19 protein-coding genes are annotated in these 24,286 nt (G+C 28.8%); 4 read left to right on the forward strand and 15 right to left on the reverse strand.

The annotated features are described in order from the left end of the window. Positions 1-18 precede the first annotated feature (18 nt). From ABLL_RS08930 to ABLL_RS08940, 3 genes are read right to left on the reverse strand one after another with little or no spacing between them, the layout of a single operon-like run. Entirely contained in the window at positions 19-7,428 is a 7,410-nt protein-coding gene (locus ABLL_RS08930; RefSeq protein ID WP_014474469.1) for a DUF4347 domain-containing protein, read from the reverse strand. A gap of 17 nt (positions 7,429-7,445) precedes the next feature. Beyond that, complete coding sequence (locus ABLL_RS08935; RefSeq protein WP_014474470.1) at positions 7,446-8,168, reverse strand: efflux RND transporter periplasmic adaptor subunit; 723 nt, start codon at positions 8,166-8,168, stop codon at positions 7,446-7,448. Between the two features lie 11 nt (positions 8,169-8,179). Then, a complete protein-coding gene (locus ABLL_RS08940) occupies positions 8,180-9,691 on the reverse strand; it encodes a TolC family protein (RefSeq protein WP_014474471.1) in 1,512 nt (503 codons plus the stop codon). 166 nt (positions 9,692-9,857) lie between these two features. Here ABLL_RS08940 and ABLL_RS08945 point away from each other — a divergent pair, with 166 nt between their 5' ends. From ABLL_RS08945 to ABLL_RS08955, 3 genes are read left to right on the forward strand one after another with little or no spacing between them, the layout of a single operon-like run. Next, positions 9,858-10,532 (forward strand): response regulator transcription factor, encoded by a 675-nt coding sequence (locus ABLL_RS08945; RefSeq protein ID WP_014474472.1) that lies wholly within the window; start codon positions 9,858-9,860, stop codon positions 10,530-10,532. 7 nt (positions 10,533-10,539) lie between these two features. Further along, positions 10,540-13,746: an ABC transporter substrate-binding protein gene (locus tag ABLL_RS14925; RefSeq protein ID WP_014474473.1), complete on the forward strand. Its 3,207-nt coding sequence runs from the start codon at positions 10,540-10,542 to the stop codon at positions 13,744-13,746. Between the two features lie 48 nt (positions 13,747-13,794). Further along, positions 13,795-14,289 (forward strand): type II toxin-antitoxin system antitoxin SocA domain-containing protein, encoded by a 495-nt coding sequence (locus ABLL_RS08955; RefSeq protein ID WP_014474474.1) that lies wholly within the window; start codon positions 13,795-13,797, stop codon positions 14,287-14,289. Between the two features lie 24 nt (positions 14,290-14,313). On the opposite strand, the gene ABLL_RS08960 is transcribed toward ABLL_RS08955, so the two are convergent. The 9 genes from ABLL_RS08960 to rpmJ form a co-directional block, all read right to left on the reverse strand. Further along, the gene (locus tag ABLL_RS08960) at positions 14,314-14,871 is read right to left on the reverse strand and encodes a TIGR00730 family Rossman fold protein (protein ID WP_014474475.1); all 558 of its coding nucleotides are present in this window, start codon (positions 14,869-14,871) and stop codon (positions 14,314-14,316) included. 128 nt (positions 14,872-14,999) lie between these two features. Next, entirely contained in the window at positions 15,000-16,445 is a 1,446-nt protein-coding gene (guaB, locus tag ABLL_RS08965; RefSeq protein ID WP_014474476.1) for an IMP dehydrogenase, read from the reverse strand. A 20-nt stretch (positions 16,446-16,465) separates the two neighbouring features. Continuing rightward, positions 16,466-17,827, reverse strand: coding sequence for an Asp-tRNA(Asn)/Glu-tRNA(Gln) amidotransferase subunit GatA (gene gatA / locus ABLL_RS08970; protein ID WP_014474477.1), 1,362 nt, complete (start codon positions 17,825-17,827; stop codon positions 16,466-16,468). A gap of 159 nt (positions 17,828-17,986) precedes the next feature. After that, entirely contained in the window at positions 17,987-18,337 is a 351-nt protein-coding gene (gene rplQ, locus ABLL_RS08975) for a 50S ribosomal protein L17 (RefSeq protein ID WP_014474478.1), read from the reverse strand. Between the two features lie 13 nt (positions 18,338-18,350). Beyond that, the gene (locus ABLL_RS08980; RefSeq protein ID WP_014474479.1) at positions 18,351-19,349 is read right to left on the reverse strand and encodes a DNA-directed RNA polymerase subunit alpha; all 999 of its coding nucleotides are present in this window, start codon (positions 19,347-19,349) and stop codon (positions 18,351-18,353) included. A 17-nt stretch (positions 19,350-19,366) separates the two neighbouring features. Beyond that, on the reverse strand, positions 19,367-19,993 hold the full coding sequence (gene rpsD / locus ABLL_RS08985; RefSeq protein ID WP_014474480.1) for a 30S ribosomal protein S4: 627 nt from the start codon (positions 19,991-19,993) through the stop codon (positions 19,367-19,369). Positions 19,994-20,003: 10 nt separating this feature from the next. Next, positions 20,004-20,396, reverse strand: a complete 393-nt coding sequence (gene rpsK / locus ABLL_RS08990) for a 30S ribosomal protein S11 (RefSeq protein ID WP_014474481.1) — start codon at positions 20,394-20,396, stop codon at positions 20,004-20,006. A gap of 10 nt (positions 20,397-20,406) precedes the next feature. After that, on the reverse strand, positions 20,407-20,775 hold the full coding sequence (rpsM, locus tag ABLL_RS08995) for a 30S ribosomal protein S13 (protein WP_014474482.1): 369 nt from the start codon (positions 20,773-20,775) through the stop codon (positions 20,407-20,409). A 5-nt stretch (positions 20,776-20,780) separates the two neighbouring features. Next, entirely contained in the window at positions 20,781-20,894 is a 114-nt protein-coding gene (gene rpmJ, locus ABLL_RS14930) for a 50S ribosomal protein L36 (RefSeq protein ID WP_014474483.1), read from the reverse strand. A 355-nt stretch (positions 20,895-21,249) separates the two neighbouring features. Between rpmJ and ABLL_RS09000 the strand changes: the two genes are divergently transcribed. Then, positions 21,250-21,612 (forward strand): HIT family protein, encoded by a 363-nt coding sequence (locus ABLL_RS09000; RefSeq protein ID WP_014474484.1) that lies wholly within the window; start codon positions 21,250-21,252, stop codon positions 21,610-21,612. Positions 21,613-21,621: 9 nt separating this feature from the next. Here the strand turns inward: ABLL_RS09000 and ABLL_RS09005 are convergent, their stop codons facing one another. From ABLL_RS09005 to ABLL_RS09015, 3 genes are read right to left on the reverse strand one after another with little or no spacing between them, the layout of a single operon-like run. Then, on the reverse strand, positions 21,622-22,551 hold the full coding sequence (locus tag ABLL_RS09005) for a DHHA1 domain-containing protein (RefSeq protein WP_014474485.1): 930 nt from the start codon (positions 22,549-22,551) through the stop codon (positions 21,622-21,624). A 44-nt stretch (positions 22,552-22,595) separates the two neighbouring features. Next, on the reverse strand, positions 22,596-23,663 hold the full coding sequence (gene leuB / locus ABLL_RS09010) for a 3-isopropylmalate dehydrogenase (protein WP_014474486.1): 1,068 nt from the start codon (positions 23,661-23,663) through the stop codon (positions 22,596-22,598). Beyond that, a complete protein-coding gene (locus ABLL_RS09015; protein WP_014474487.1) occupies positions 23,664-24,164 on the reverse strand; it encodes a 3-isopropylmalate dehydratase small subunit in 501 nt (166 codons plus the stop codon). It abuts the gene before it with no gap. Positions 24,165-24,286 lie beyond the last annotated feature (122 nt).

Consider the following 24,286-nt stretch of genomic DNA (forward strand, 5'->3'; position numbering starts at 1 on the left):
TTTTATTTTGTCCTTTATTTAAGCAAACAATTTAGTCAAATAAGAACCATAACCATCTAATTTTTGATTTTCAAAAGCTATTTGCTCTTTTAATCCTATAAATTTCTCATTTACTTCTGCTTGCATTTTTTGTTTTAATTCTTTTAAATCCAATTTCAAATTTAAAACTCTTGTTGTTCCATCTAAGTTTATTGCTTTTATACTTATTTCAAGTTTTTCTAAATCTTCAGAAATTACTCCCGTAATATTACCAGTTCTTGGATCATAAGACAAGCCATTTGGTAACGGAGTTCCATCAATTTGTGTAACTATAAAGTTTTGTGCAGATTTTATATCTACAACTTTAACATCTATATAATTGTTATTTATTTTAATATCTTCAATAGTTATTCCAACTATTGAGAAAGAATCTTGATTATCTTGATTAAATACAACTTGACCATTATTTAATACATTTAAATCTACATTTGCTTGTAAGATTCCTTTTTCGTTAGTATTTCCATTTACTTTATTTGCTGTATTATTTTCTCCTTGATTATCATTTCCTTTTCCATTTTGAGAATCTTTTCCATTATTATCGCCTATAGATTCTGTACCAATAAATCCATTTCCAGTATCAGTACCTATTCCTTCATTTGAATTATAATTTAATACTCCTAAATTATTTTGTCCATTATCATTAAAATTATTTAGTGAAATATCACCATTATTAATATTTGTTTCCCCTATTTTTGGAACTTCTATCAATACTGGAGAATCAGCTTTAGGAGGAGCAATAACTAATAAACTAAATGTTCTTGACACGTTTAAAGTTGGTGTACCAGAATCTTTTACTTTAACTGTTATTTCAAATATTCCTGATTCTATAGCTCTACCTGAAATAATTCCAGTATTAGAATCTATTGTCAATCCTCTAGGAAGATTGTCTGCTTCAAAAGTAAATGTATCAGTTGTATCCAAATCACTAAATAAATAAGCAACTTCTTTTAGAAAATCTTTTCCAAATGGAGTTTTATCATCAATATCGTCAATAGAAACTATTGGAGTATCATTTGTTCCTACAATTGTAATAGTTACTGTTTGTTCATCAAAAGCATTTGAACTATCATCATCCATCGCTTTTATTGTATATGTTAATGTTAATGTCTCTCCACTTGCTAAATAATCAAATGTTTCTTCCCCTGAATTAAATGTCCATGAAATTGTCCCTATTTGATTTGTTCCATCTATTGGTGTTTGTGTAATACTCAACATATTTGCTAAATCAATATTTATTGGTTCTAATGAATCTGTACTCATTACATTTCCATTTGCATCTTTTTGTACTGAACTTACACTATGACTTGTTGTTATCACATCTGTTCTATCTAAATCTACTACACTTAAACTTCCTGTACTTGTCAGAGTTGTATTTGTCTCATTTATTGTCACTGCTTCTACATCTGTACTTTCAACTGTTATATTTGGAGTATCATTTGTTCCTACAATTGTAATAGTTACTGTTTGTTCATCAAAAGCATTTGAACTATCATCATCCATCGCTTTTATTGTATATGTTAATGTTAATGTCTCTCCACTTGCTAAATAATCAAATGTTTCTTCCCCTGAGTTAAATGTCCATGAAATTGTCCCTATTTGATTTGTTCCATCTATTGGTGTTTGTGTAATACTCAACATATTTGCTAAATCAATATTTATTGGTTCTAATGAATCTGTACTCATTACATTTCCATTTGCATCTTTTTGTACTGAACTTACACTATGACTTGTTGTTATCACATCTGTTCTATCTAAATCTACTACACTTAAACTTCCTGTACTTGTCAGAGTTGTATTTGTCTCATTTATTGTCACTGCTTCTACATCTGTACTTTCAACTGTTATATTTGGAGTATCATTTGTTCCTACAATTGTAATAGTTACTGTTTGTTCATCAAAAGCATTTGAACTATCATCATCCATCGCTTTTATTGTATATGTTAATGTTAATGTCTCTCCACTTGCTAAATAATCAAATGTTTCTTCCCCTGAGTTAAATGTCCAATTTATAACACCAGTTGTTGAAGAATTTGAAATTATATTTCCACTATCTAAACTTAACATATCTAATAATGTAGCATTATCTGAAAGTAAACCATTAGTTGTTCCACTTGCAACAACATCAACTTTGCTAACACTTACTGTTTGTGTAGTATCAACATCAGTTACGGTTAATGTTCCTAAAGTTGTTAAAGTTGTATTTGTTTCATCTATCGTTGCTGTTTCTTTATCACCTGATTCTACTGTTATAATAGGATTATCATTGCTTCCTTTAATAACAAAACTTACCGTTTTTATAATCTCTTCAGCTCCTGAAACTACTTTTATAGAAACTGTTTCAGTTATACTATCCCCTGGTTTTAAAGCTTGTAATTCAGGAATACTATTTGAAATATAATATGTCATTACACCAGTAGTTGTATCAAAATATACTCCACCGTATTGTGTTGTTCTTGAAACTTGATTACCTTCTAAAAACCAAACTTGTTGAGAAGTTGTTGTTTGAGTATTATTGTCATAAACATTTTCTCTAATATCTGTTAAATAAGTTGTATCAAAAGATACTGCATCATCAACATCAACAGCTGTAAAAGTTATGTTAGCTACACTTGTTCCAACAATATCATTATTAACTCCACCTGCTTCAATTAAATCAGCAGAATTTACATCTGTTGTAACAACTAAACTGTCATTAGCTCCATTTATTGTGATATTTAAAACTGCAATATCATTTCTATTTGTACTATCTTTAATAGCATAGTTAAATGATTCTGTTAATGAATCTCCTACATTTAATGCTTCAACATCACTATTTGTTTCATCTAATGTATAAGTATAAGCACCCGTCGCTTCGTTTATAGTCAATGTACCATAACTTCCTGTTATTGTGTAAATTATATTTCCATTTCCATCATCAACACCTGAAACAACACCACTTCCAGCACCCTCAAGACTTCCAACTCTAACTTCAACTAAAGTTTTTGTATCTCCTGGATTTAAATCTGTATCATTTGTAAATAAGTTTCCACTAATTGCCCCACCAGCAGTTGCATTATTTAATCCACCACCTTCAGTAACACTTGCTGTATCATTTACAGCAACAGGTGCAACAGCACCTAATTGAACAGTTGTAGAACTAACTGATTCAGGATTATTTAAACTACCTTGGTTATCTGTATATGAAGCTACAACTTTAATATATTTATTTCCATCATCATTTGTTAATGTATAAGAACTTCCTGTTGCACCACTTATTTGTGTCCAAGGTCCAGTATTTGAATTTCCACGATACCAAGTATAAGTTGGTTCAACTCCAACTAACCCATCACTATCATTTATTGTAGCAACAACAACATCACCAGATGCCCAAGTTCCTGATAAACTAACATTTCCTGTATCATCCACATTTGCGATAGATAAAGCATCTGATTCTTGAGTTTCAGCAACATCTCCACCATCTGTATAGAATACTTTAGCTCTTACTTGTTTACCTGCTTCATTATTTGTCAAAGTATAATTTACATTTGTTGCATTACTGATATCTGTCCAAGTAGTTCCACCATCACTACTTACTTGCCATTGATAAGTTATTCCACCTGATGGATTTCCATCTGGGTCTATTACAGAAGTCACACTTAATGTTTGTCCTTCTGTTGGAGTTCCTCCAACTGTTACAATTCCTGGATTATTTGCAGTATATGCACCAACAGAACTTGTTGAAGCTGGATCTTGTAAATCTAACTTAAATGTTGTTTCATTACTTGCTCCACCTTCATCTGTAGCGATTAATTTTATATCCAAAAATGGAACATTTCCTATTGGTGTTCCTGAGATTGTTGTATCTGTTATTGTAAGCCAAGAAGGTGCTGCTACCCAATTAGTCCCATCCCAAACTTCTGCACTATAAGTTAAAGTTGAAGTAGTTGCACTTCCATCTGTATTTCCATCTGGATCAATAAACAACTCACCGAAGTTGTAACTGAAATTTTGTTCTTCTGTTACTAATTGATCTTGTGCAACTGTTGTACCATTTAATACTGGTGCATCATTTGGTGTTCCAATAGTTAAATTAAATCCACTTGCTGCAATTTCTAAACCTGTAGTTTCAGTTGCCGTTATTACTATTGCATAAATAGCAGCTGCATCATGAGGTGGATTTCCTGATAATACTCCAGTTTGTGGGTCTAAACTCAACCAAGAAGGTAGTGGATTTCCATCAGCTGTTGCACTATAAGTTACAGTATCACCTGCATCATCAAATGTAAATGCATTTGATGGTACTTTAAAAGTATGTTCTCCTGAACCATTCCATGTTTGATCGGGAATAGTTTGATCTGTTGAAATTGTACTATCAACACCATCATCTACATAAATAACAAATTGAGTTGTAGTTGATTTTCCACCGCTATCAGTTGCTGTTAAATCAATAATATATTTTCCAGCAATTAAAGTATTCCCATCACTTGAAAATTCACGAGTTCCTGCATTAAAACTCATACCAGCGGGCAAAGCTCCTACTGAATATATTAAATCTGCACTATTATCAATATCATCTGAAAAAGTATTTTCGGGTATAGTATAAAATGTTCCAACAGTTTCTGCTGTTGCTAAATCAATAGCAACTCTATCAATTGGATTAGCTACAACCGGAGCACTATTTTCAACATCTGTAAATGTTACTTGGAATGTATCTGTTGCACTTGCTCCCTCAGGGTCTGTTGCAGTAACTTTTACATAAAAACTTCCATTTGTTATAGTGTCTTTATTTCCAAGAAAACTTCTTGTTGCTTCATCAAATGTTACACCTGTTGGTAATGAACCATCACCAACTATATCTCCATTACTATCAACTTGTTGAACAGTATAAGTAAGCCCATTACCTTCTCTATCTAAAAATGTATTTGCAGGAATTTGATAAATCCAATTACCATTTCCACTAAATGTTTGGTCACTTATAGTTTGACTTACTTCTGGTAAATCATTTTCTCCAACAAGAGTAATAACCAAAGATTGATTTGCTTGTGCACCTTCAGAATCTATGATTTTAAACATAAACTCATCAGTATCCGTATCACCAGCTGCAAGGGCATTTAAAGCCTCTTGTTTATTTGGTGTATAAGTCCAATCATTTGTAGTTGTATCTAAGCTTAATACACCATATTTACCCTGTAAAGTGTATGTATTTCCTGATAGTGTTCCACCTTGAATTGAGAAATTTAATGGTGTAGTTGAAATATCATCTTCAACATCTGTTCCACTTAAAGTTCCAGTTAAAGAACCAGAACTTGGTGTTAAAGAAGAAGGTACATCATCTGCTGATGTTTCTGTTATCGTTGCAGCTCCTAAAGCACTTGTAATTACAGGTATATCATTTACAGAGTTTACTTGAACTGATAAGGTTGCTGTTCCAGATGAAGCTAAAACTCCACCTATTCCATTTCCTTGATCTCTTAATTTTACAGTTATTGTTCCTGGTGTTCCAAAATAATTTGCAACAGGAGTAAATCTTATTTTATATGTATCATTTAAAATTGCACCAACTGTTACTGTACTCCAGCTTGCTCCATTATCGCTTGAAAACTCATAAACTCCTTGTGTAGCAGAGTCTGCATTTATACTTACAACTTCAACTGAACTTAAACTATCTGGTGAATCCACATCATTAAAAACTGGGTCAAATAAGCTATCAATTCTGCTACCTTTATTGTCTTCACTAGCTACATCTTCATTGATAGCTTGAAGTTTTAAATTTGCATTATTTGTCACTGTTGGAGCATCATTTACAGAATTTACTGTTACATTTACAGTTGCTGTTTCGTATTTTCCTCCACTTAATACTGTATAAGTAAAACTATCACTTCCATGCCAGTTTGCAGTTCTTGGAGTATATCTAACCTCCCCAGTTGAAGCATTTACTATAGTTACATTTCCATAAGCTCCTTGAGTAACTGATGAAATAGAGTCATTTCCTTCAAAAGAGTCATTTGATAAAAGATTATAAGTAACAGAAGAATCTTCATTTACACTTATTGAATCATTTGCTATATCTGCAACAGCTGTCACATTTATATTTATTGTTCGATATACAGTATCTATTCCATCTGTTAATTTAAAGGTTATAGAATCACTTCCATTATAATCAGCACTTGGAGTATATGTAAATGTATCACTTGCAGTTGGACTTCCTGATTGTGTTGCAAATCCTGAGATTGTTCCATGAGAAGGACCTGAATGTAAAGATAAAGTTACATTATCATTTAAAGTCATACCATCTTTACCTGAAACAGTTATATTTACACTTCCATCTTCAGCAACAGTTGCATTTGTTCCTGATGTAAATTCAGGAGCAGCATTTCCACTTGTAGTAAAATTTGCCGATTTAACATTATAAACCCATCCTGAAACTTCTCCATAAATTCTAATAGTAGCTGTTCCAGCCGTATTAAAAGTTACATTATTAAAAGTAGTAGTAGAATCTACACCATTAGCTCCTTGTAAATAACCTAGAAATCTTTCACTTGTATCATTTGCATCTTTAAAATAAACAGCATTTCTTTCACCTTGAGCATAATCAACATCATTTGCAACTATTTTAATAGTCCCTGTTCCAGAACCTGCTAAGTTTGCATATAAATATTTACTTGTACCAGCACTTCCACTACCAATAGGACTAAAATTAAAATTTCCATTAGCATCACTATCTAATGTACCTACGTAATTACTCGCAACTAAACTACTAGCTTCAATACTCCCAGTATTAACTTCTAAAACCCAATCACCACCAAGAGCACTTGAACCAGTTAAATCATCAGATGCAGCAACATCTGCTTCTGTGATAGTTGCTAATTCTGTTATAAACTCTTCTCCACTTCCATCATTTGCTACATTACATCCATAAAGTAATATATCCCCATTCTCTGTTAATGATGTTTTCATACTTTGCAATACTGCATCGAAATTTTGCAATGTATCTTTATTTAATACATCATTCCCCACAGTTATTTCACCTGTTTCTCCATGAGATAAAATATGTATTGCATCTATATTTGTTTCATTCTCTAATATTGATTTTATTTCATCTAAAGAACTTACTAAATAAGTCTCTACACCTTCTCCTACTCCATCAACTAATGTTTGATAATCTTTTACTGTTACATCTACAAAGGCTACTTCTTTTCTACTCTTTTCAAACCCTTGAACTGCTTGTGCTTCATGTACACTATTCTCTGCATTATTATTTGTCATATCATTTGTAGTTGTTGAGTCATTTGTTGGTGTAAAACTACTATTATCAAGGACATCAACAGCTGTGGCAACTGCTGCCCCATCAAAAAGAATTCTTTGCTCTAAAGCACTAATCATTGGTTTTTTTAAATTTTTTCTTTTCATCTCTTATATCCTTGATATTAGTTGTTTTCTTGGTAAAAGTTAGCTGTTGCACTCATACCTGGAATAATATTTTCAAATGGTTTTAACAATTTCGCTCTTACTGTTATAGATTGACTTGTTGGATCAACAATCGAATCTATTTGTACTATTTGTGCTTTTACACTTGTTTTTGTTTCATCAATATTCAAATCAAATTGAGTACCTCTTTTTAACCATACAAGCCAAGAAGAAGGCACAACTACTTTTGCTTCAAGATTATCTAATCCTACTATTTCTAAAAGTTCATCTTGAGGTTTAATACTTTGATATTTTGATACTTTTTTAGATGCTATTCTTCCATCAAATGGTGCTTTTATTTCACATCTTGATACATTTATACTAGCTATATCACTCTCAGCTTTTTGTTTATTAAAATTTTCTTGAGAAATTTGTATTTCAAAAGTACCTACTGAACCATAAGTATCTAATTTTTTATTTTTCTCTAGTTCTAGTTTTGCTATATTTTTTTCAACTTCAATTTTTCTTTTTTGAGCTTTATATATTGAGCAATCTATTTTTATCAATGATTCACCTTTTTTAAAGGCATCACCTTCTTGTTTTGATAATTCTATTATTTCTCCTGCTATTTCACTTGAGAGAACTGTTTTATCAAGAGAAACTATTACTGCTCTTGCTGTTAAATTTTCATTTGCATATAAAGTAGTTGAAATCAACAAAACTGAACTTAGAAATTTTTTCATTTAGATAACCTTTAATTTTTTACTTCAACTTTTTTTACACTATCATCTACTTTGATTAAAGCTGTTTCAGTCTTTTTATTTTCTATTTCTTTTTTATTATTCTCTTCAACTCCTAAAGAAGCAAAGATTCTTCCATAACTATTTTGTACATTTGCATAAGCTGATGAGTATCTTAAAGTTGCTAGGATATTATTTAATTTTTCTTTTATTAAAATCAATCTACTATTTATATTTAGATTATTTTCTACTTCTGTTAAGTTATAAATATCATCTGCTACATTCAAATACTCTTTTGCAAGTGTGTACTCTTTTTTAGCTTGATTAAATTTCACTATTGAAAGGTGTACTTGAGATAATACTGCCATTGAAAGTGCTAATTTTTGTTCTTTTGCTACTTCTACTTGAGTTTTTGCTAATTTATTCATTTCATTACCTTTAAATACATTTAAAAGATTCCATGAAACATTTGCTCCATAAGAGTACCAATCATTATTTAGTAAATAATCACTATCATCATAAGACAATGATGCATTTAGATTAATTCCTGGTAACATTTTAAGTTTAGCTGCTGTTATCTCTTTTTCAGATATTCTTTCTTGATATCTACTCTCTGTTACTTCTGGTCTATTTTCTAATGCTATTTTTTCCATTTCATCTAGATTCATATGAAATTCTGGAATTACATAATCTTTTTCTACTTTATCTGCTAATTCAAATTCTATCCCTGGTTTTAATCCCATTAATTCTGCTAATTCTATTTTTGCTGAAATCAGACCACTTTCTAGTGTATGTAATGATCTTAAGATATCTAACAACTCTCTTTGATAAGAAAGAGCTTCCATTGGAGATTTCCCTACTCTTTGATCTTGTATTTGTTTTGAGTCATTTAATGCTTGTTTTACTTCTACCATCATTGGTTGTATTCTTTTTAATAAATCTTGTGCTGAAACTGCTTGGTAGTAGGCTCTTCTTATATCTTGTGTTAAGTTATGTTCAACTTTTTTCTCTTTTTCTTTTGCTATTAAAAATTTATCTGCTTGTTGTTGTGCTCTTACATAAGACAATCCAAAATCTAATATATTCCAACTAAATCCTATATCTGTTGTCACTCTTTCTTTATCTTGAGATACTGAATATGAAGGATTACTTCCTAATGGTTGTGGATTCCCATCAATGAACGATGTACTTGCACTTGCTGCATAGTTATTTCTTTCTGAATATCCTGCTGCTGCTGTTAATCCTGGTAACATATCATAATAAACTAAATCTAGTTGTTTTTGTGATAAAGCACTCTCTAATACTTTTACTTTTTTTTGTAAATTATATTTTAATCCCCTCTCTATCGCTTCATCCAAAGATATTGGTTTTGTTACGGGTAGGACAACTTCATTTAATACATTTAAATCTTTTTTTACTTGTTCTTGTATATCTTCTTTTTTCATCATTTCAGGTTTTACAGCACAACCTGTTATTACAAACGATGTTACTATTGATATTGCAGCTATCCTTGTTACTTTTCTCATAATTGTTTCCTTCTACTCTTGTTTTTGATTTATTATGATGTTATGGTAACATTCTAATTTCTCAGCAAAGTCACAAAAATTAATTTTTTTTATCTTTTTTTGAGATGTATTTGAGATTTAAATATATTATTATTAATATTTAAATAATGATATTGAAAGGCTTATTATGCAATTTTTTAATGATAAATATCTCTTATTATTAGAAGACAATGATGAATTTATTGAAAATGCAATTTCTTTATTTAATATGTTTGTTAAAAAAACTTTTATTGCAAAAAATATTGAAGAGGCTTTTAAAATTTTAGAAAATGAGAAAATTGATTTAATAATCTCTGATATAAATTTAAAAAATGAATCAGGTCTTGATTTTATTAAAAAATTTAGAGAAACTAACAATGAAATGCCTATTTTAATACTTTCAGGCTATAAAGATGAAGATTTATTATTTAAAGCAATGACTTTAAATTTAAGTGGTTATTTAATAAAACCAATAAATTTCAATGCTTTAATTGAAAGTTTAGAAAAATGTGAACATAAAATTAAATTTAATAATCAAACCATAATAGAGTTAAAAGATTCTTTCAAATATGATAAAGAGTTAAAAAGAGTAATAAAGCAAAATGAAATTTTTGAATTAAACAAAAAAGAAATCTTATTTTTTGAAATGTTATGTGAAAATAAAAAAAGAATCATAACAAAAGATATGTTTATTCAATTTGTTTATGAATATGAACCAATGAGTGATAGTGCTTTAAATAATTTTATATTAAGAATTAGAAAAAGATTTGGAAAAAATTTTTTACATACAATTCCTGATATTGGTTATAAAATGATTATTTAAGGAAAATATGAAAAAAGTAATAAAACTACTATTTATACTGACAATAATATCAAATAATTTACTATATGGGAACTTAGAAAAAGTCTCTTTACAACTAGAATGGAAACATCAATTTGAATTTGCAGGATTTTATACTGCATTAGAAAAAGGTTATTACAAAGATGTCGGTTTAGATCTTCAAATCAAAGAGTTTCAAGATGGTATAAACATTAGTCAAGATGTTATTGACGGAAAATCTACTTTTGGTATCTCTTCTTCTGCTCTTATTTTAGAAAGATTAAAAAATAAACCTGTTATTTTAATTGCTTCTTATTTTAAACAAAATGCTTTAGCATTAGTTACAAAACCTCATATTAAAACTCCTGCTGATTTAAAAAACAAAAAAATCATGGCTTTAGATTGGGAAATGGGTCATACAAGTTTAGGAGTTATGTTAAAAGATTATGGAATAACTTCTGATAGTTTTACTTTAATTAATCATGATTATAAAATTGACAAATTTGTAAATGGTGAAGTTGATGCTATGAGTATTTTTATCACTTCACAACCTTATGAGTTGGACAAATTAGGAATTAAATATAATATATTAAATCCTGCAAATTTTGGAATATATTCTTATGATGTTGAATTATTTACAAGTGAAAATATTATAAATAAAAATCCAGAAATGGTTGAAAATTTTATTGAAGCAACAAATAAAGGTTGGGAATATGCTTTTAAAAATAAGGAAGAGATAGTTGATTTAATTTATAATAAATACACAAAAAGAAAAACAAAAGAATCTTTATTATATGAGGCGAATCAAACTGAACAGATATTTAAAACAAACATATTTAAAATAGGAGCTATAGCTCCTGAATTAATAAAACTAAATGCTGATTTATATACAAAATTAGGTTTAGTTGATAAAAATTTAAATATTACTTTTGCATTAGATTCTTATTATTTAAGGGACAATTATAAAAGATTAATACCATTTTCAAAAGAAGAAAAAGAGTATTTAAAAAAGCATCCAACAATAAAAGTACACAATGAATCAAACTGGCCACCATTTAATTATAATTTAAAAGGAAAGCCAACAGGTTTTTCAATAGAATATATGGATTTGGTAGCTTCAAAACTAGGAATAAATATAGAGTATATTTCAGGTTATAGTTGGAACGAATTTATAGAAAAGTTAAAAAAAGATGAAATAGACGTAATGTTAAATATTTCAAAAACAGCACAAAGAGAAAAAGATTTTATTTTTACAAGTGATTATGTAAAAGCCATAGATACAATTTTTATAAAAAAGAGTGATATAAACTTAAAGAATATAGAAGATTTCAGGGGAAAAACACTTGCAGTAATAAAAGGATTTTATGAAGAAGAGCTTTTAAAAGCATATTATCCTGATATTAAATTACTTTTAGTTAAAGATTCCCTTGAAGCATTAGAGAAAGTTGCTTTTGGAGAGGCTGATGGAGCAGTAGATAATTTTGCTGTTGGAAATTATTATATACAAAATAATCATATCTCAAATTTAAAACCAGGTTTTTCAATAGATGATGATAGATTTAATCTTAAGATGTATTTAGCAACAAATAAAAATAATATTATATTAAGAGATTTATTAGAAAAAGGCAAAGAACAAATTAGTGAAAAAGAGATTATTAGTTTAAAAAGGAAATGGATTAATTCAGAAGAATATGAAAAAATTTCTAATATAAATTTAACAAAAGATGAAAAAAATTATTTAGCTAAAAAAAGAGTAATCACAATGTGTACAGATCCCGATTGGGAGCCATTTGAAAAGATAAATGAAAAAGGTGAACATGAAGGAATTGCTGCTGATATTATAAATTTAATCTCTTCAAAATTAGGTATAGAAATAGAACTTATTCCTACAAAATCTTGGGAAGAGAGTATTATTTTTTCAAAAGAAAAAAAATGTGATATATTAAGTTTTTTAAATGAGACACAAAAGAGAAAAGAATGGTTAAATTTTACAGAACCAATTTTTGAAGATCCAAATGTGATTGTTGGAAGAATTGAGAATGAAGATATAAAAGATTTATCAAAAATCAAAGCGTCAATAGCCTTGCCAAAAGACACAGCTATGAGTGAGAGATTTCAAAAAGATTTTCCTAATTTGGTAATTATTCCAACAAATTCAGAAGATGAGGCTTTTAAATTTGTAGAAAACAAAAAGGCTGATTTTACAATTAGATCTTTAATTGTTACTGCTCATACTATTAAGAAAAATGGTTTATTTAATCTTAAAATTATCTCTCAACCTTTAGAATATAAAAACATACTTAGAATTGGTGTTTTAAAAGATGAAGACTTATTAAGAAATATATTGAATAAAGCTATAAAAACAATAAGTAAAAAAGAGCTAGAACACATAGTAAATAATCATATATCTGTAAAAATTCCATCTGAAACAAAATATTTATCAGTGTTTATTTATATTTTAATATTTATTATTTTAATTGTTATTGTTGTATTACTATGGAATCATCAATTAAGAAAAAAAATAGCAATAGAAATAGAAAAAAATTCTACTCAGCAAGATTTAATGTTTAGACAAAATAAACAAGCAGAACTTGGAAATTTAATTGGAAATATATCTCATCAATGGAGAGATTCTCTTACAAAAATTGGATATATAAATCTAAATTTAAGAGCAAGAATCTTACAAGAAAAAGATATATCTAAAGAATTCCTAAATAAAAGTACTTTAGAAATAGAAAAAAGTTTAGATTTTATGTCAGAAACTATGCAGAATTTTTTAGATTATTATAAACCTTCATTAAATACATTAAATTTTGAAGTTTATGATTCAATAAAAAGTGCTTTAAGTATCATAGATACAAAAATAAAATATTCTAATTTAGAAATAAATTTTATTGGAGATTTCACAATTAAAATAAATGGAATTAGAAATGAATGGATGCAAGTTTGGATAAATCTTATAATTAACTCAATAAATATAGCTGAAAAAAGAGAGATAAAGAATCCTCAAATTTTAATTTCATTAAGTCAAGAAGAGATTGAATTTGAAGATAATTGTGGAAAAATTGATTCAACATTAATAGAAGAAATGAAAGAAGAAAGATATAGAGGTATTGGTATAAAAATGGCTAAAGAAATTGCAAATAAAAATAATAAAAAAATGATTATTATAAATAGTGAAGATGGCGCAATTTTTAAATTTATTGAAAATAGATAATTTATTTTTTATATTATATACTTCCATTAGATAAACAAAGGATTTTTTTTGAATATAGACATGACAAAAGTAGCAAATGTAATTTTATATATGTTACATAAACAAGTAAAACACTTAAATGATAAAAAAGTATCAATCATACTTTTTTTAATAGATTATAATCATTTGAAATATTGTGGTAAAAAAATATTTAATGAAGATTATATAAAAGGAACTAGACATCCAGAACCTGTTATTCTTAGTGAATTATTTGATATTGTAGCAAATGAAGAAGATTTGGAAGAAGATGATGAAAGAATTTTTTTAATGCAAGAATTATTGGATTATTTAGATATTGCTGTTGAAAAAAAAGAAAAATTTATTGAATTGAATTTTATTAAAATGGAAGAAGATTTTGATGAAACTTTATTTGATAAAGATGAAATAAAAACTATACATAAATTAATAAATCAATATACAAATACAACTGCAAGAAATATTGCAAATGAATGTTTTAAAATTGATGAAGTAAGAAATACACAAAAAGGTGAGTTAATAATCTAAAAAAGAGTTTTATTAAACTCTTTTTTACCATTTGTTTTTAGGAGATTTATAATTTTCTAAAGATTTTAATAGTTCTTTTTCATTATCTGTATTTATAAGCATTTCAGAATAATCTTGTTTCAAAAATCCCGATAAACACATAGAATCAATCAACTCAAACAATTTATCATAAAAACCATCTATATTATAAAAAGCACAAGCTTTATTGTGATACCCAAGTTGTGCCCACGTCCAAGCTTCAAATATTTCTTCGAGAGTTCCTGCACCACCAGGAAGAGTAACAAATGCATCTGCCATATCAGCCATCATAGCTTTTCGTTCATGCATTGTGTTTACAACATAAAGTTCTGTAATTCCTGTATGAGCTAATTCTTTATTTTTTAATTTTTCAGGGATTACTCCATAAACTTTACCACCATTTTCTATAACAGAATCAGCAATAACACCCATTAGACCAACTTTTCCTCCACCATAAACAATATCAATATTATTTTGAGCAAAGAATTTTCCTAATGATTTTGTAGCCTCTATATATTTAATATTATTTCCTGAACTTGATCCACAAAAAACTGCAATTTTCATAAGTATAATCCTTTATAATTATTTTGAATAAAACATTTATTATATGGTAATTAACTTAATTATAGATTTTAAATAGAATTTTTTAATATGTAGTTTGAAGCAGAATTGATATATTCTGCTTTCAAAATTTAAATATGATAGTTAGGAGCTTCATTTGTAATTGTTACATCATGTACATGAGATTCTCTTAATCCTGCACTTGTAATTTCTACAAATTCTGCTCTTTCTTGGAATGTTGGAATATCTTTAGAACCTAAATATCCCATAGAACTTCTTAATCCACCAACCATTTGATGAATAATATCTGCTATACTTCCTCTAAATGCAACTCTTCCTTCTATTCCTTCAGGTACAAGTTTATCAGCAGCTGTTCCTTCTTGGAAATATCTATCTGTACTTCCTTTAGTCATAGCTCCTATTGAACCCATTCCTCTATATGTTTTGAATTTTCTTCCTTGGAATAATACAACTTCACCAGGAGATTCTTCTGTTCCAGCTAAAGCACTTCCCATCATAACTGAACTTGCACCTACAGCTAATGCTTTTGCAACATCTCCTGAATATTTAATTCCACCATCAGCGATAATTGGAGTTCCAGTTTTTGCACCTTCAGCTGCACATTCATCAATTGCAGAAATTTGAGGAACCCCAACTCCTGCTACAATTCTAGTTGTACAAATACTTCCAGGTCCAATTCCAACTTTAACAGCATCAGCTCCACAAGCAATTAAATCAGCTGTTGCTTCTGCCGTTGCAACATTTCCAGCAATAATCTGTACATCCATTTCAGCTTTAATTGCTTTAACTGTATCTAAAATACCTTTTGAATGTCCATGAGCAGAATCTAAAACTAAAACATCAACACCAACAGCGACTAATGCTCTTGCACGATCTAGCTGACCAACACCAATTGCTGCACCTACTCTTAATCTTCCAAATTCATCTTTGTTTGCATTTGGATATTCTCTTTTTTTATTGATATCTTTAATTGTAATTAATCCAATTAATTTATTATTTGTATCAACAATTGGTAATTTTTCAATTTTATTAGCATGCATAATATCTGCTGCTTCTTCTAAAGTTGTACCTTCTTTTGCAGTAATTAGTGGCATAACAGTCATTTTATCTTTGGCTTTTTGAGTAAAGTCTTTTGTAAATCTCATATCTCTATTTGTTAAAATTCCCACTAAAATACCATTATCATCAACAACAGGTACACCTGAAATTTTATAAGATGCCATGATATCTTCTGCATCTTGTAAAGTTTGAGATGGTTGTATTGTAATTGGATCAATAATCATACCAGATTCAGATTTTTTTACTTTTTTACATTGTAATACTTGAGTTTCTATATCCATATTTTTATGAATAACTCCAATTCCACCAAGTCTTGCCATTGCTATTGCTGCTTCATATTCAGTAACAGTATCCATTGCAGCACTTATAAAAGGAATATTTAATTCGATTTTTTTTGTAAGTTTAGTTTTGATACAAACTTCTTTTGGTAAAACTTCTGATTTAGCTGGTACTAAAAGTACATCCTCAAATGTTAATGCTCTTTTTCTTATTCTCATTTTATTATCCTGGTTAATATTTATTTTATATAGTTAATTGCTTTTTCTAAAGATAAAGCACCATCAAACAAAGTTTGTTCATCATAAGCTTTTGCAATAAATTGTAATCCCACAGGCATTCCATTTTCATCTTTATCAACAGGTAAAGAGATAGCTGGAAGTCCAGCAAGATTAATAGAAATTGTATAAATATCACTCAAATACATCTCTAATGATGTTTTAAATGAACCAAATTCAGGTGCAGTTGTTGGTGCAACTGGAGATAATATTAAATCAGCTTCTGCAAAGATTGCTGAATATTCATCTTTAATTAAATGTCTTACTTTTTGAGCTTTTATATAATAAGCATCATAATATCCAGAACTTAATACAAAAGAACCTAACATAATTCTTTTTTGTACTTCAGAACCAAAACCTTGTGATTTTGTTTGAACATACATATCTTTAAGTCCACCTTCACCTTTTCTATTTCCAAATCTAACACCATCAAATCTAGCCAAATTTGCACTTGCTTCTGCAGTTGCTACAATATAATAAGTTGAAACTATTTTATCTGTATCTAACATATTTTTATGAATTATTTTATGTCCAGCTTTTTCTAAAGCACTTATTGCTTTTGAAAAACCTTTTTGAATTGCTGGACTAGCTTGTGATACAAAATTATCAATAACTGCAATAGTTAATTTTTTATTTGAATCTAATCTAGGAGTAACTGCTTCATATTCAATATTTGCAGAAGTTGAATCCATTGGATCATATCCAGAAATAATATCATATAAAATTGCTGCATCTTCAACATTTTGAGTAATTGGTCCACATTGATCAAGTGAAGATGAATAAGCAGTTATTCCATATCTTGAAACTCTTCCATAAGTTGGTTTCATTCCAACACACCCACAATAAGCTGCAGGTTGTCTAATACTTCCACCTGTATCTGTACCAAGTGCTGCAATAGCAATTCCAGCAGCAACTGCTGCAGCTGAACCACCTGAGCTTCCACCTGGAACTTTTGTATTGTCAATAGGATTTAATGTTTTTCCATAACAAGAAGATTCAGTAGAACTTCCCATTGCAAATTCATCCATATTTGTTCTTCCAAAAGGAGATAATCCAGCTTTTTCTAATTTATTAATTACAGTTGCATTATATGGTGAAATATAGCCTTTTAAAATATTACTAGAACAAGTAATTTCCCAATTTTTAACATTAATATTATCTTTAATAGCGATTGGTATACCTGCACCAGTTTTTGAAATTTCTGTCGAAACTAATTGTTCAACATAAGCACCTATATTGTTTTCTTTTATTTTTGAAGTTAAATCATCTCTTAATTTTTTTATATCATCACTACCTAAAGTTAGTGCTTCTTTTAGAGTTATCAATCGGTTCTCCTATGATTTTACAGTTGTAGTATTGCGCGAAATAATATCAAAAAGTTAATTAAAAAAAGGTTAGGAAAAGATTTTTAAGAAATTAATTTGAGAATAAAAAAAGGGATAGAAACTTAATTCTATCCCTTTCAAATTAAAAATAAAAAACTATTATACAAATGAGATGAATGCCATTGGTGTAGCATCACCTCTTCTTATTCTAGTTTTTACTATAGAAGTATATCCACCATTTCTACCTTCGTATTTTGGTGCAATTTCATTAATTAATTTTTTAGTAGCTTCTTTACTTTGTAAAGCTGCAAATACATATCTATGTGTATTTAAATCAGCATTTCTTGCAACAGTTACTAATTTTTCAATATATCTTTTTAATTCTTTTGCTTTAGGTACAGTTGTTTCGATTTTTTCTCTTTCAATGATTGCAATTGCCATATTTTTTAACAATGCTTTTCTATGAGAAGAAGTTCTACTTAACTTTCTATATCCATGCTTATGTCTCATATTAAACCCTTAATTATGCTTTTAGTTGCTCTAATTTTCTTCTTAATGCAGAAGCAACATTTTCTGGAAGTGTATTTTCAACTGGGTATCCTAAAGATTCTAATTTTTCAGCAATCTCATCATAAGATTTTTTCCCAAGATTCTTAATATTTTTTACTTCAACTTCACTCATAAGTACTAATTCACCTAAGTATTTTAGTCCAGCTCTATCTAAAGAATTGAAACTTCTAGCACTTAAATTTAAATCATCAATTTTGATAACTAATTCTTTAAGTTCAACTGGCTCTTCACCACTTTCACTCACTGTTACTTCAGATAAATCAAATACTTTGTTAAATACTGACATTTGTGAGTACATAACTGAAACTGCTTCTTTAAATGCAGTTATCGGAGATATTTGTCCATTTGTTTGTACTGTAAATACAGCTTTTTCAAAGTTAGGATTATCTTCAACTAACATTTTTTCAATATCATAAACCACTTTTTTAACCGGTGTAAAGAAAGCATCAATTGGAATATAATCAGCACCAACAATATCTCTAATGTCTTCGCTTGGCATATAACCAATACCTTTTTGAATAATAACTGAAAACGTTAAATTACAATCACTATTAATTGTAGCTAAGTGAGCATCTTTTGATACAACTTCAACATCAGAATTAATAAGATCTTCACCTTTAATTCCTCTTGGTCCATTGAATGAATACTCAACTACTACTTGCTCTTTATCACCATTTATTTTAAACTTAATATTCTTTAAATTTATAACAAAAATAGCTATATCTTCTAGCATACCTCTTAATGAGTCAAACTCATGAGAAGCACCTTCAATTTTCACTGCAATTGGTGCATAGCCAACCGAAGAACTTAACAAAAGTCTTCTCAAAGGGTGTGCTAAAGTAATTGCAAAACCATCCTCAAATGGATATGCTGATATTTTAGCCTCATTATCACTGATAGCCTCTATTTCAACTTCAGTTGGTAAAAACGGAGTTTCTGCAAATTTTTTCATTAGCTACCTTTTACTTATTATTTAGAATATAACTCTACTATTAATCTCTCTTCAACAGGAATAACAACTTCTTCTCTAGCTGGGATTCTTGTGAAAATTCCAAATACTTTATCTTTATCAACATTAACCCAATCAACCATACCAGTTTGATTTGTTAATTCTAATGCTCTTACAACTTGAGGATTAGATTTTGATTTTTCTTTAATTTCAATTTTTTGTCCTGGTCTTACAATGTAAGAAGGGATATCAACTTTTTTTCCATCTACTAAGATATGTCCATGAGTTGTAAATTGTCTTGCATTTGCTCTAGTTGTAGCAAATCCCATTCTAAATACAACATTATCTAATCTTTGTTCGATTAAAGTAATTAGGTTAGCCCCTGTATTACCTTCTCTTCTTGCAGCTTCTTTAAAGTATTTTCTGAATTGTTTTTCAGAAACACCATACATAAATTTAGCTTTTTGTTTTTCTCTTAATTGTAATCCGTACTCAGAAATTTTAGCTCTTCTTTGTCCGTGTTGTCCTGGAGCAAATGGTCTTTTTTCTAAAGCACTTTTACCTGATAATCTTCTCTCACCTTTTAGTCCAAGATCCGCATCAAGTCTTCTTTCGATTTTTTCTACTGGTCCTCTGTATCTTGCCATTATTTACTCCTTACACTCTTCTTCTTTTAGGAGGTCTACAACCATTGTGTGGTAATGGTGTAACATCTTTTAACCAAGTAACTCTAACTCCATCCATAGAACCTACTGCTTTAACAGCTGTATCTCTACCTGAACCTGGTCCTTGAATTTTAATCCCAACGTTTTTAATTCCGTGTTCCATTGCTTTATTCATTGCATCTTCAACTGCAGCTTGTGCAGCAAATGGAGTTGATTTTTTAGAACCTTTAAATCCTAAATTTCCAGCACTTGACCATGCGATTGCGTTTCCTGCATTATCTGTAACTGTAACCATTGTATTATTAAAACTTGCAGCAATATGTACGATACCGTCAGCAATATTTTTTCTTACAATTTTTTTTCTAGTAACTTTTCTTTTTGCCATCTACAATCCCTTATTTAGTTGCTGCACCAACAGTTTTCTTTTTACCTTTTCTAGTTCTGGCATTTGTTTTTGTTTTTTGCCCTCTACAAGGTAAACCTTTTCTATGTCTTAACCCTCTATATGATCCTAAGTCCATTAAAGCTTTAATATCCATTGCAACTTTTTTTCTTAAATCCCCTTCTACCATGTAGTTTTCTTGGATTTCTTTTCTAATTGTTGCTGCTTCATCTTCAGATAATTCAAATGCTCTTTTATTGTAATCAATACCAACTGCATCTAAAATTAATCTAGAGTTATGTAATCCGATTCCGTAAATATACGTTAAAGCATATTCCATTCTCTTTTTATTTGGTAAATCAACACCCGCGATTCTTGCCATGTGTCTTATCCTTGTCTTTGTTTGTGTTTTTTGTTTTCGCAGATTACTCTTACGACACCTCTTCTTTTGATAACCTTACATTTATCACACATTTTTTTTACTGAAGCTCTTACTTTCATAAGTCTTGTCCTCTTTATTTGTGTTATTACCAATTTTCAACAGGGAAGAACTACTTAATGAAAAAAGCAAAACTTTGCTTTTCTGTAGTTCACACTAAATTTTAAACTTAAAATCTAAAAATTTGTGGAGCCAAGCTAAGAGTTTTCAATATATTAAAAACTAATTGCTTTTTTCTGTTTCTGCCCAACTCTTTATAAAATATAATTATTTTACAAAAACTTCCTCAATGGTTGAAAAAATGGATTCGGATTATAATTAATTTTTACTTAAAGCAAGTTGAAGATATATATTTTTAATTTATTTAATTTTAATTATTGTAATATTCAAAAAATTTGAATTAATAAAGGACTTCTTGTGTTAGAACTTTTTAAAAATGAGTTAATAAAAATAGAAATTGAACCATCAGAAATTCCATGGTTAAAAATATTTACAAATGAGCCTATAAAAGAATTTTCATATTGTAATGAAGCTACAAAAAAAGAGATTTGGAAATACTTAGAATTAATAGAAAAAGAGATGATTAATTATTTTAAACCCGAAAAAATAAATATAGCATCTTTTGGAAACTATGTTCCTCATGTGCATTTTCATATTATGGCAAGATTTAAAGAAGATTCTTTTTTCCCAGAATCAATGTGGGGGAAAAAACAAAGAGAGTCAAATTTAAATTTACCCTCTTTTGAAGAATTTTATAAAATTTTAGAAAAGAAGTTTTAAAACTTCTTTTTAACCATCTTGATTAATTTGTTTTATTAACTCTTCTAAAACTACTTCTGCTTTATCTGTATCAATCTGACAACCGCCTGCTGCTTTATGCCCTCCACCATTATACTTAAGCATCAATTCACCAACATTTGTTTTTGAACTTTTATTTATAATAGATTTTCCTGTACTAAATACAATATTTTGTTTATCTTTTCCCCAAACAACATGAATAGAAATATTTTGCTCTGGATGCATTGCATATACCATAAATCTATTTCCAGGATAAATTATTTCTTCATTTCTATAATCTATTATTAATAAATTATTTTTGATAGTAGTACATCTTTTTAATTGCTCTACAAAATCTTTTTCATATTTAAAATATAAATCTATTCTTTCTTTTATATCAGGTAAATCTAAAATTTCATCAATATTATGTCTTGCGCAATATTCAATTAAATCCATCATTAATTGATAATTTGAAATTCTAAAATTTCTAAATCTTCCAAGTCCAGTCCTAGAATCCATTAAAAAGCTTAATAATGCCCAACCTCTAGGCTTTAAAATATCATCTTGCGTAAAATCAGCAGAATCCGCTTTATTTGCTCCATTCATCATTGCAGTAAAATATCCAGGGAAAACTTCATCTCCTCCGTAATATTCATAAACAACTTGTGCTGCACTTGGAGCATCAGGATTAATAATATGATTGTCTTTTTTCTCATTTCTTAATGTTTCACTAAAATGATGATCAAATGCTAAATATACACCATCAACATATGGAAGATTCGTTGTTATATCATCTTTTGTAATTTTTATTTTTCCATCTTGCATATCTTTTGGATGAACAAATGCTATTTCATCAATAATATTTAAATACTTAAGTAAAGTACCACAAACTAAACCATCCATATCACTTCTAGTAACTAATCTATATTTTTTTTCACTCATAATTAATCCTGAAATTTATAATTTATTTATTTTATCATAAAAAATTATTTATTAATATATTTAACAATGACATCGCCCATAGCAGAAGTATTTAAAACTTCTTTTGCATCATATGCTGCTAAATCTTTTGTTCTATATCCATCTTTTAATACAGCTTTTATTGATTCTTCTATTAAATCTGCTGCTTTCTCTTCATTTAAAGAATATCTTAGCATCATTGCTGCACTTACTATTGTTGCCAATGGATTTGCTATTCCCATCCCTGCTATATCTGGTGCTGAACCATGTATTGGTTCATATATTGCTGTTTTATCCCCTGTTGATGCTGATGGAAGTAATCCAATCGAACCAACTACCATTGATGCTGTATCTGATAGAATATCTCCAAAAATATTTCCTGTTACAATAACATCAAATTGTTTTGGGTTTCTTACAAGTTGCATTGCTGCGTTATCTACATACATATGACTTAAAGTTACTTCTGGGTAATCTTTTGATAATTCATTCATAGTATCTCTCCAAAGTTGAGAAACTTCTAAAACATTTGCTTTATCTACTGAACAAACTCTTTTATCTCTTTTCATTGCAAGTTCAAATGCTGTTTTACCAATTCTTACAATTTCTGGTTTTGTATATACCATTGTATTAAATGCTTTAAATCCATCATTCTCTCTTGGTTTACCAAAGTAAATACCACCAATTAACTCTCTTACAATCATAATATCTACGCCAGTAATTACTTCAGGTTTTAAAGTAGAGGCATTTACTAATTCATCATAGATAATTGCAGGTCTTAAGTTAGCATAAACACCCATTTCTTCTCTAAATTTTAATAATCCAGTTTCAGGTCTTAATTCTCTTGGTAATGTATCCCATTTTTCTCCACCAATTGCACCAAACAAACAAGCATCAGAATTTAAAACTCCATCAACTGTCTCTTGTGGTAATGGAACACCAGTAGTATCAATAGCAATACCACCCATTAGATACTCTTTATAATTTAATTCAAAATTACATTTTTTTGCTGCTGCATTTAATACTTTTATTGCCTCATCAACGATTTCTGGTCCTATCCCATCACCTTTGATTATTGATATCTTATAATTTCTCATTTATTTAGCCTTTACCATTTCTGCTTTTGCATAATTAATTAATCCACCTGTTGCAATTAATTCTTGCATAAAAGGAGGAATTGGAATAAATTTATATGTTTTATTAGTAGTATTATTTGTAATTTCACCTTTATCTAAATCAATTGAAATTTCTTCACCCTCTTTAATTTCTAAAGATTCAGGTAATTCAAATATTGGTAATCCCATATTAAATGCATTTCTATAAAAAATTCTAGCAAATGAAGGTGCAACAACAGCAGCAACTCCTGCAGCTTTTAATGCGATTGGTGCATGTTCTCTACTTGAACCACATCCAAAGTTTTCACCAGCAACAATAATGTCACCTCTTTGTAATTTTTTTGGAAATTCAGGATCTGCATCTTCCATTACATATTTTGCTAAATGTTCAGGATCTGAACTATTTAAATATCTAGCTGCAATAATAACATCTGTATCAATATTTGCTCCAAAATTCCACACTTTTCCAGTAATTTTATTCATAATATATGTCCTTGTATTTGATAATTCTTAAAAGTTATCAAATAAATATTTTCAAAAAAAATGCATTTTAACTAATTTTTTAGTAATATTTGTTTAAATCTATTTTTTTTAATAAGATGTTT

Origin of the sequence: Arcobacter sp. L, from assembly GCF_000284235.1 — a bacterium.
Lineage (GTDB): Bacteria > Campylobacterota > Campylobacteria > Campylobacterales > Arcobacteraceae > Aliarcobacter > Aliarcobacter defluvii.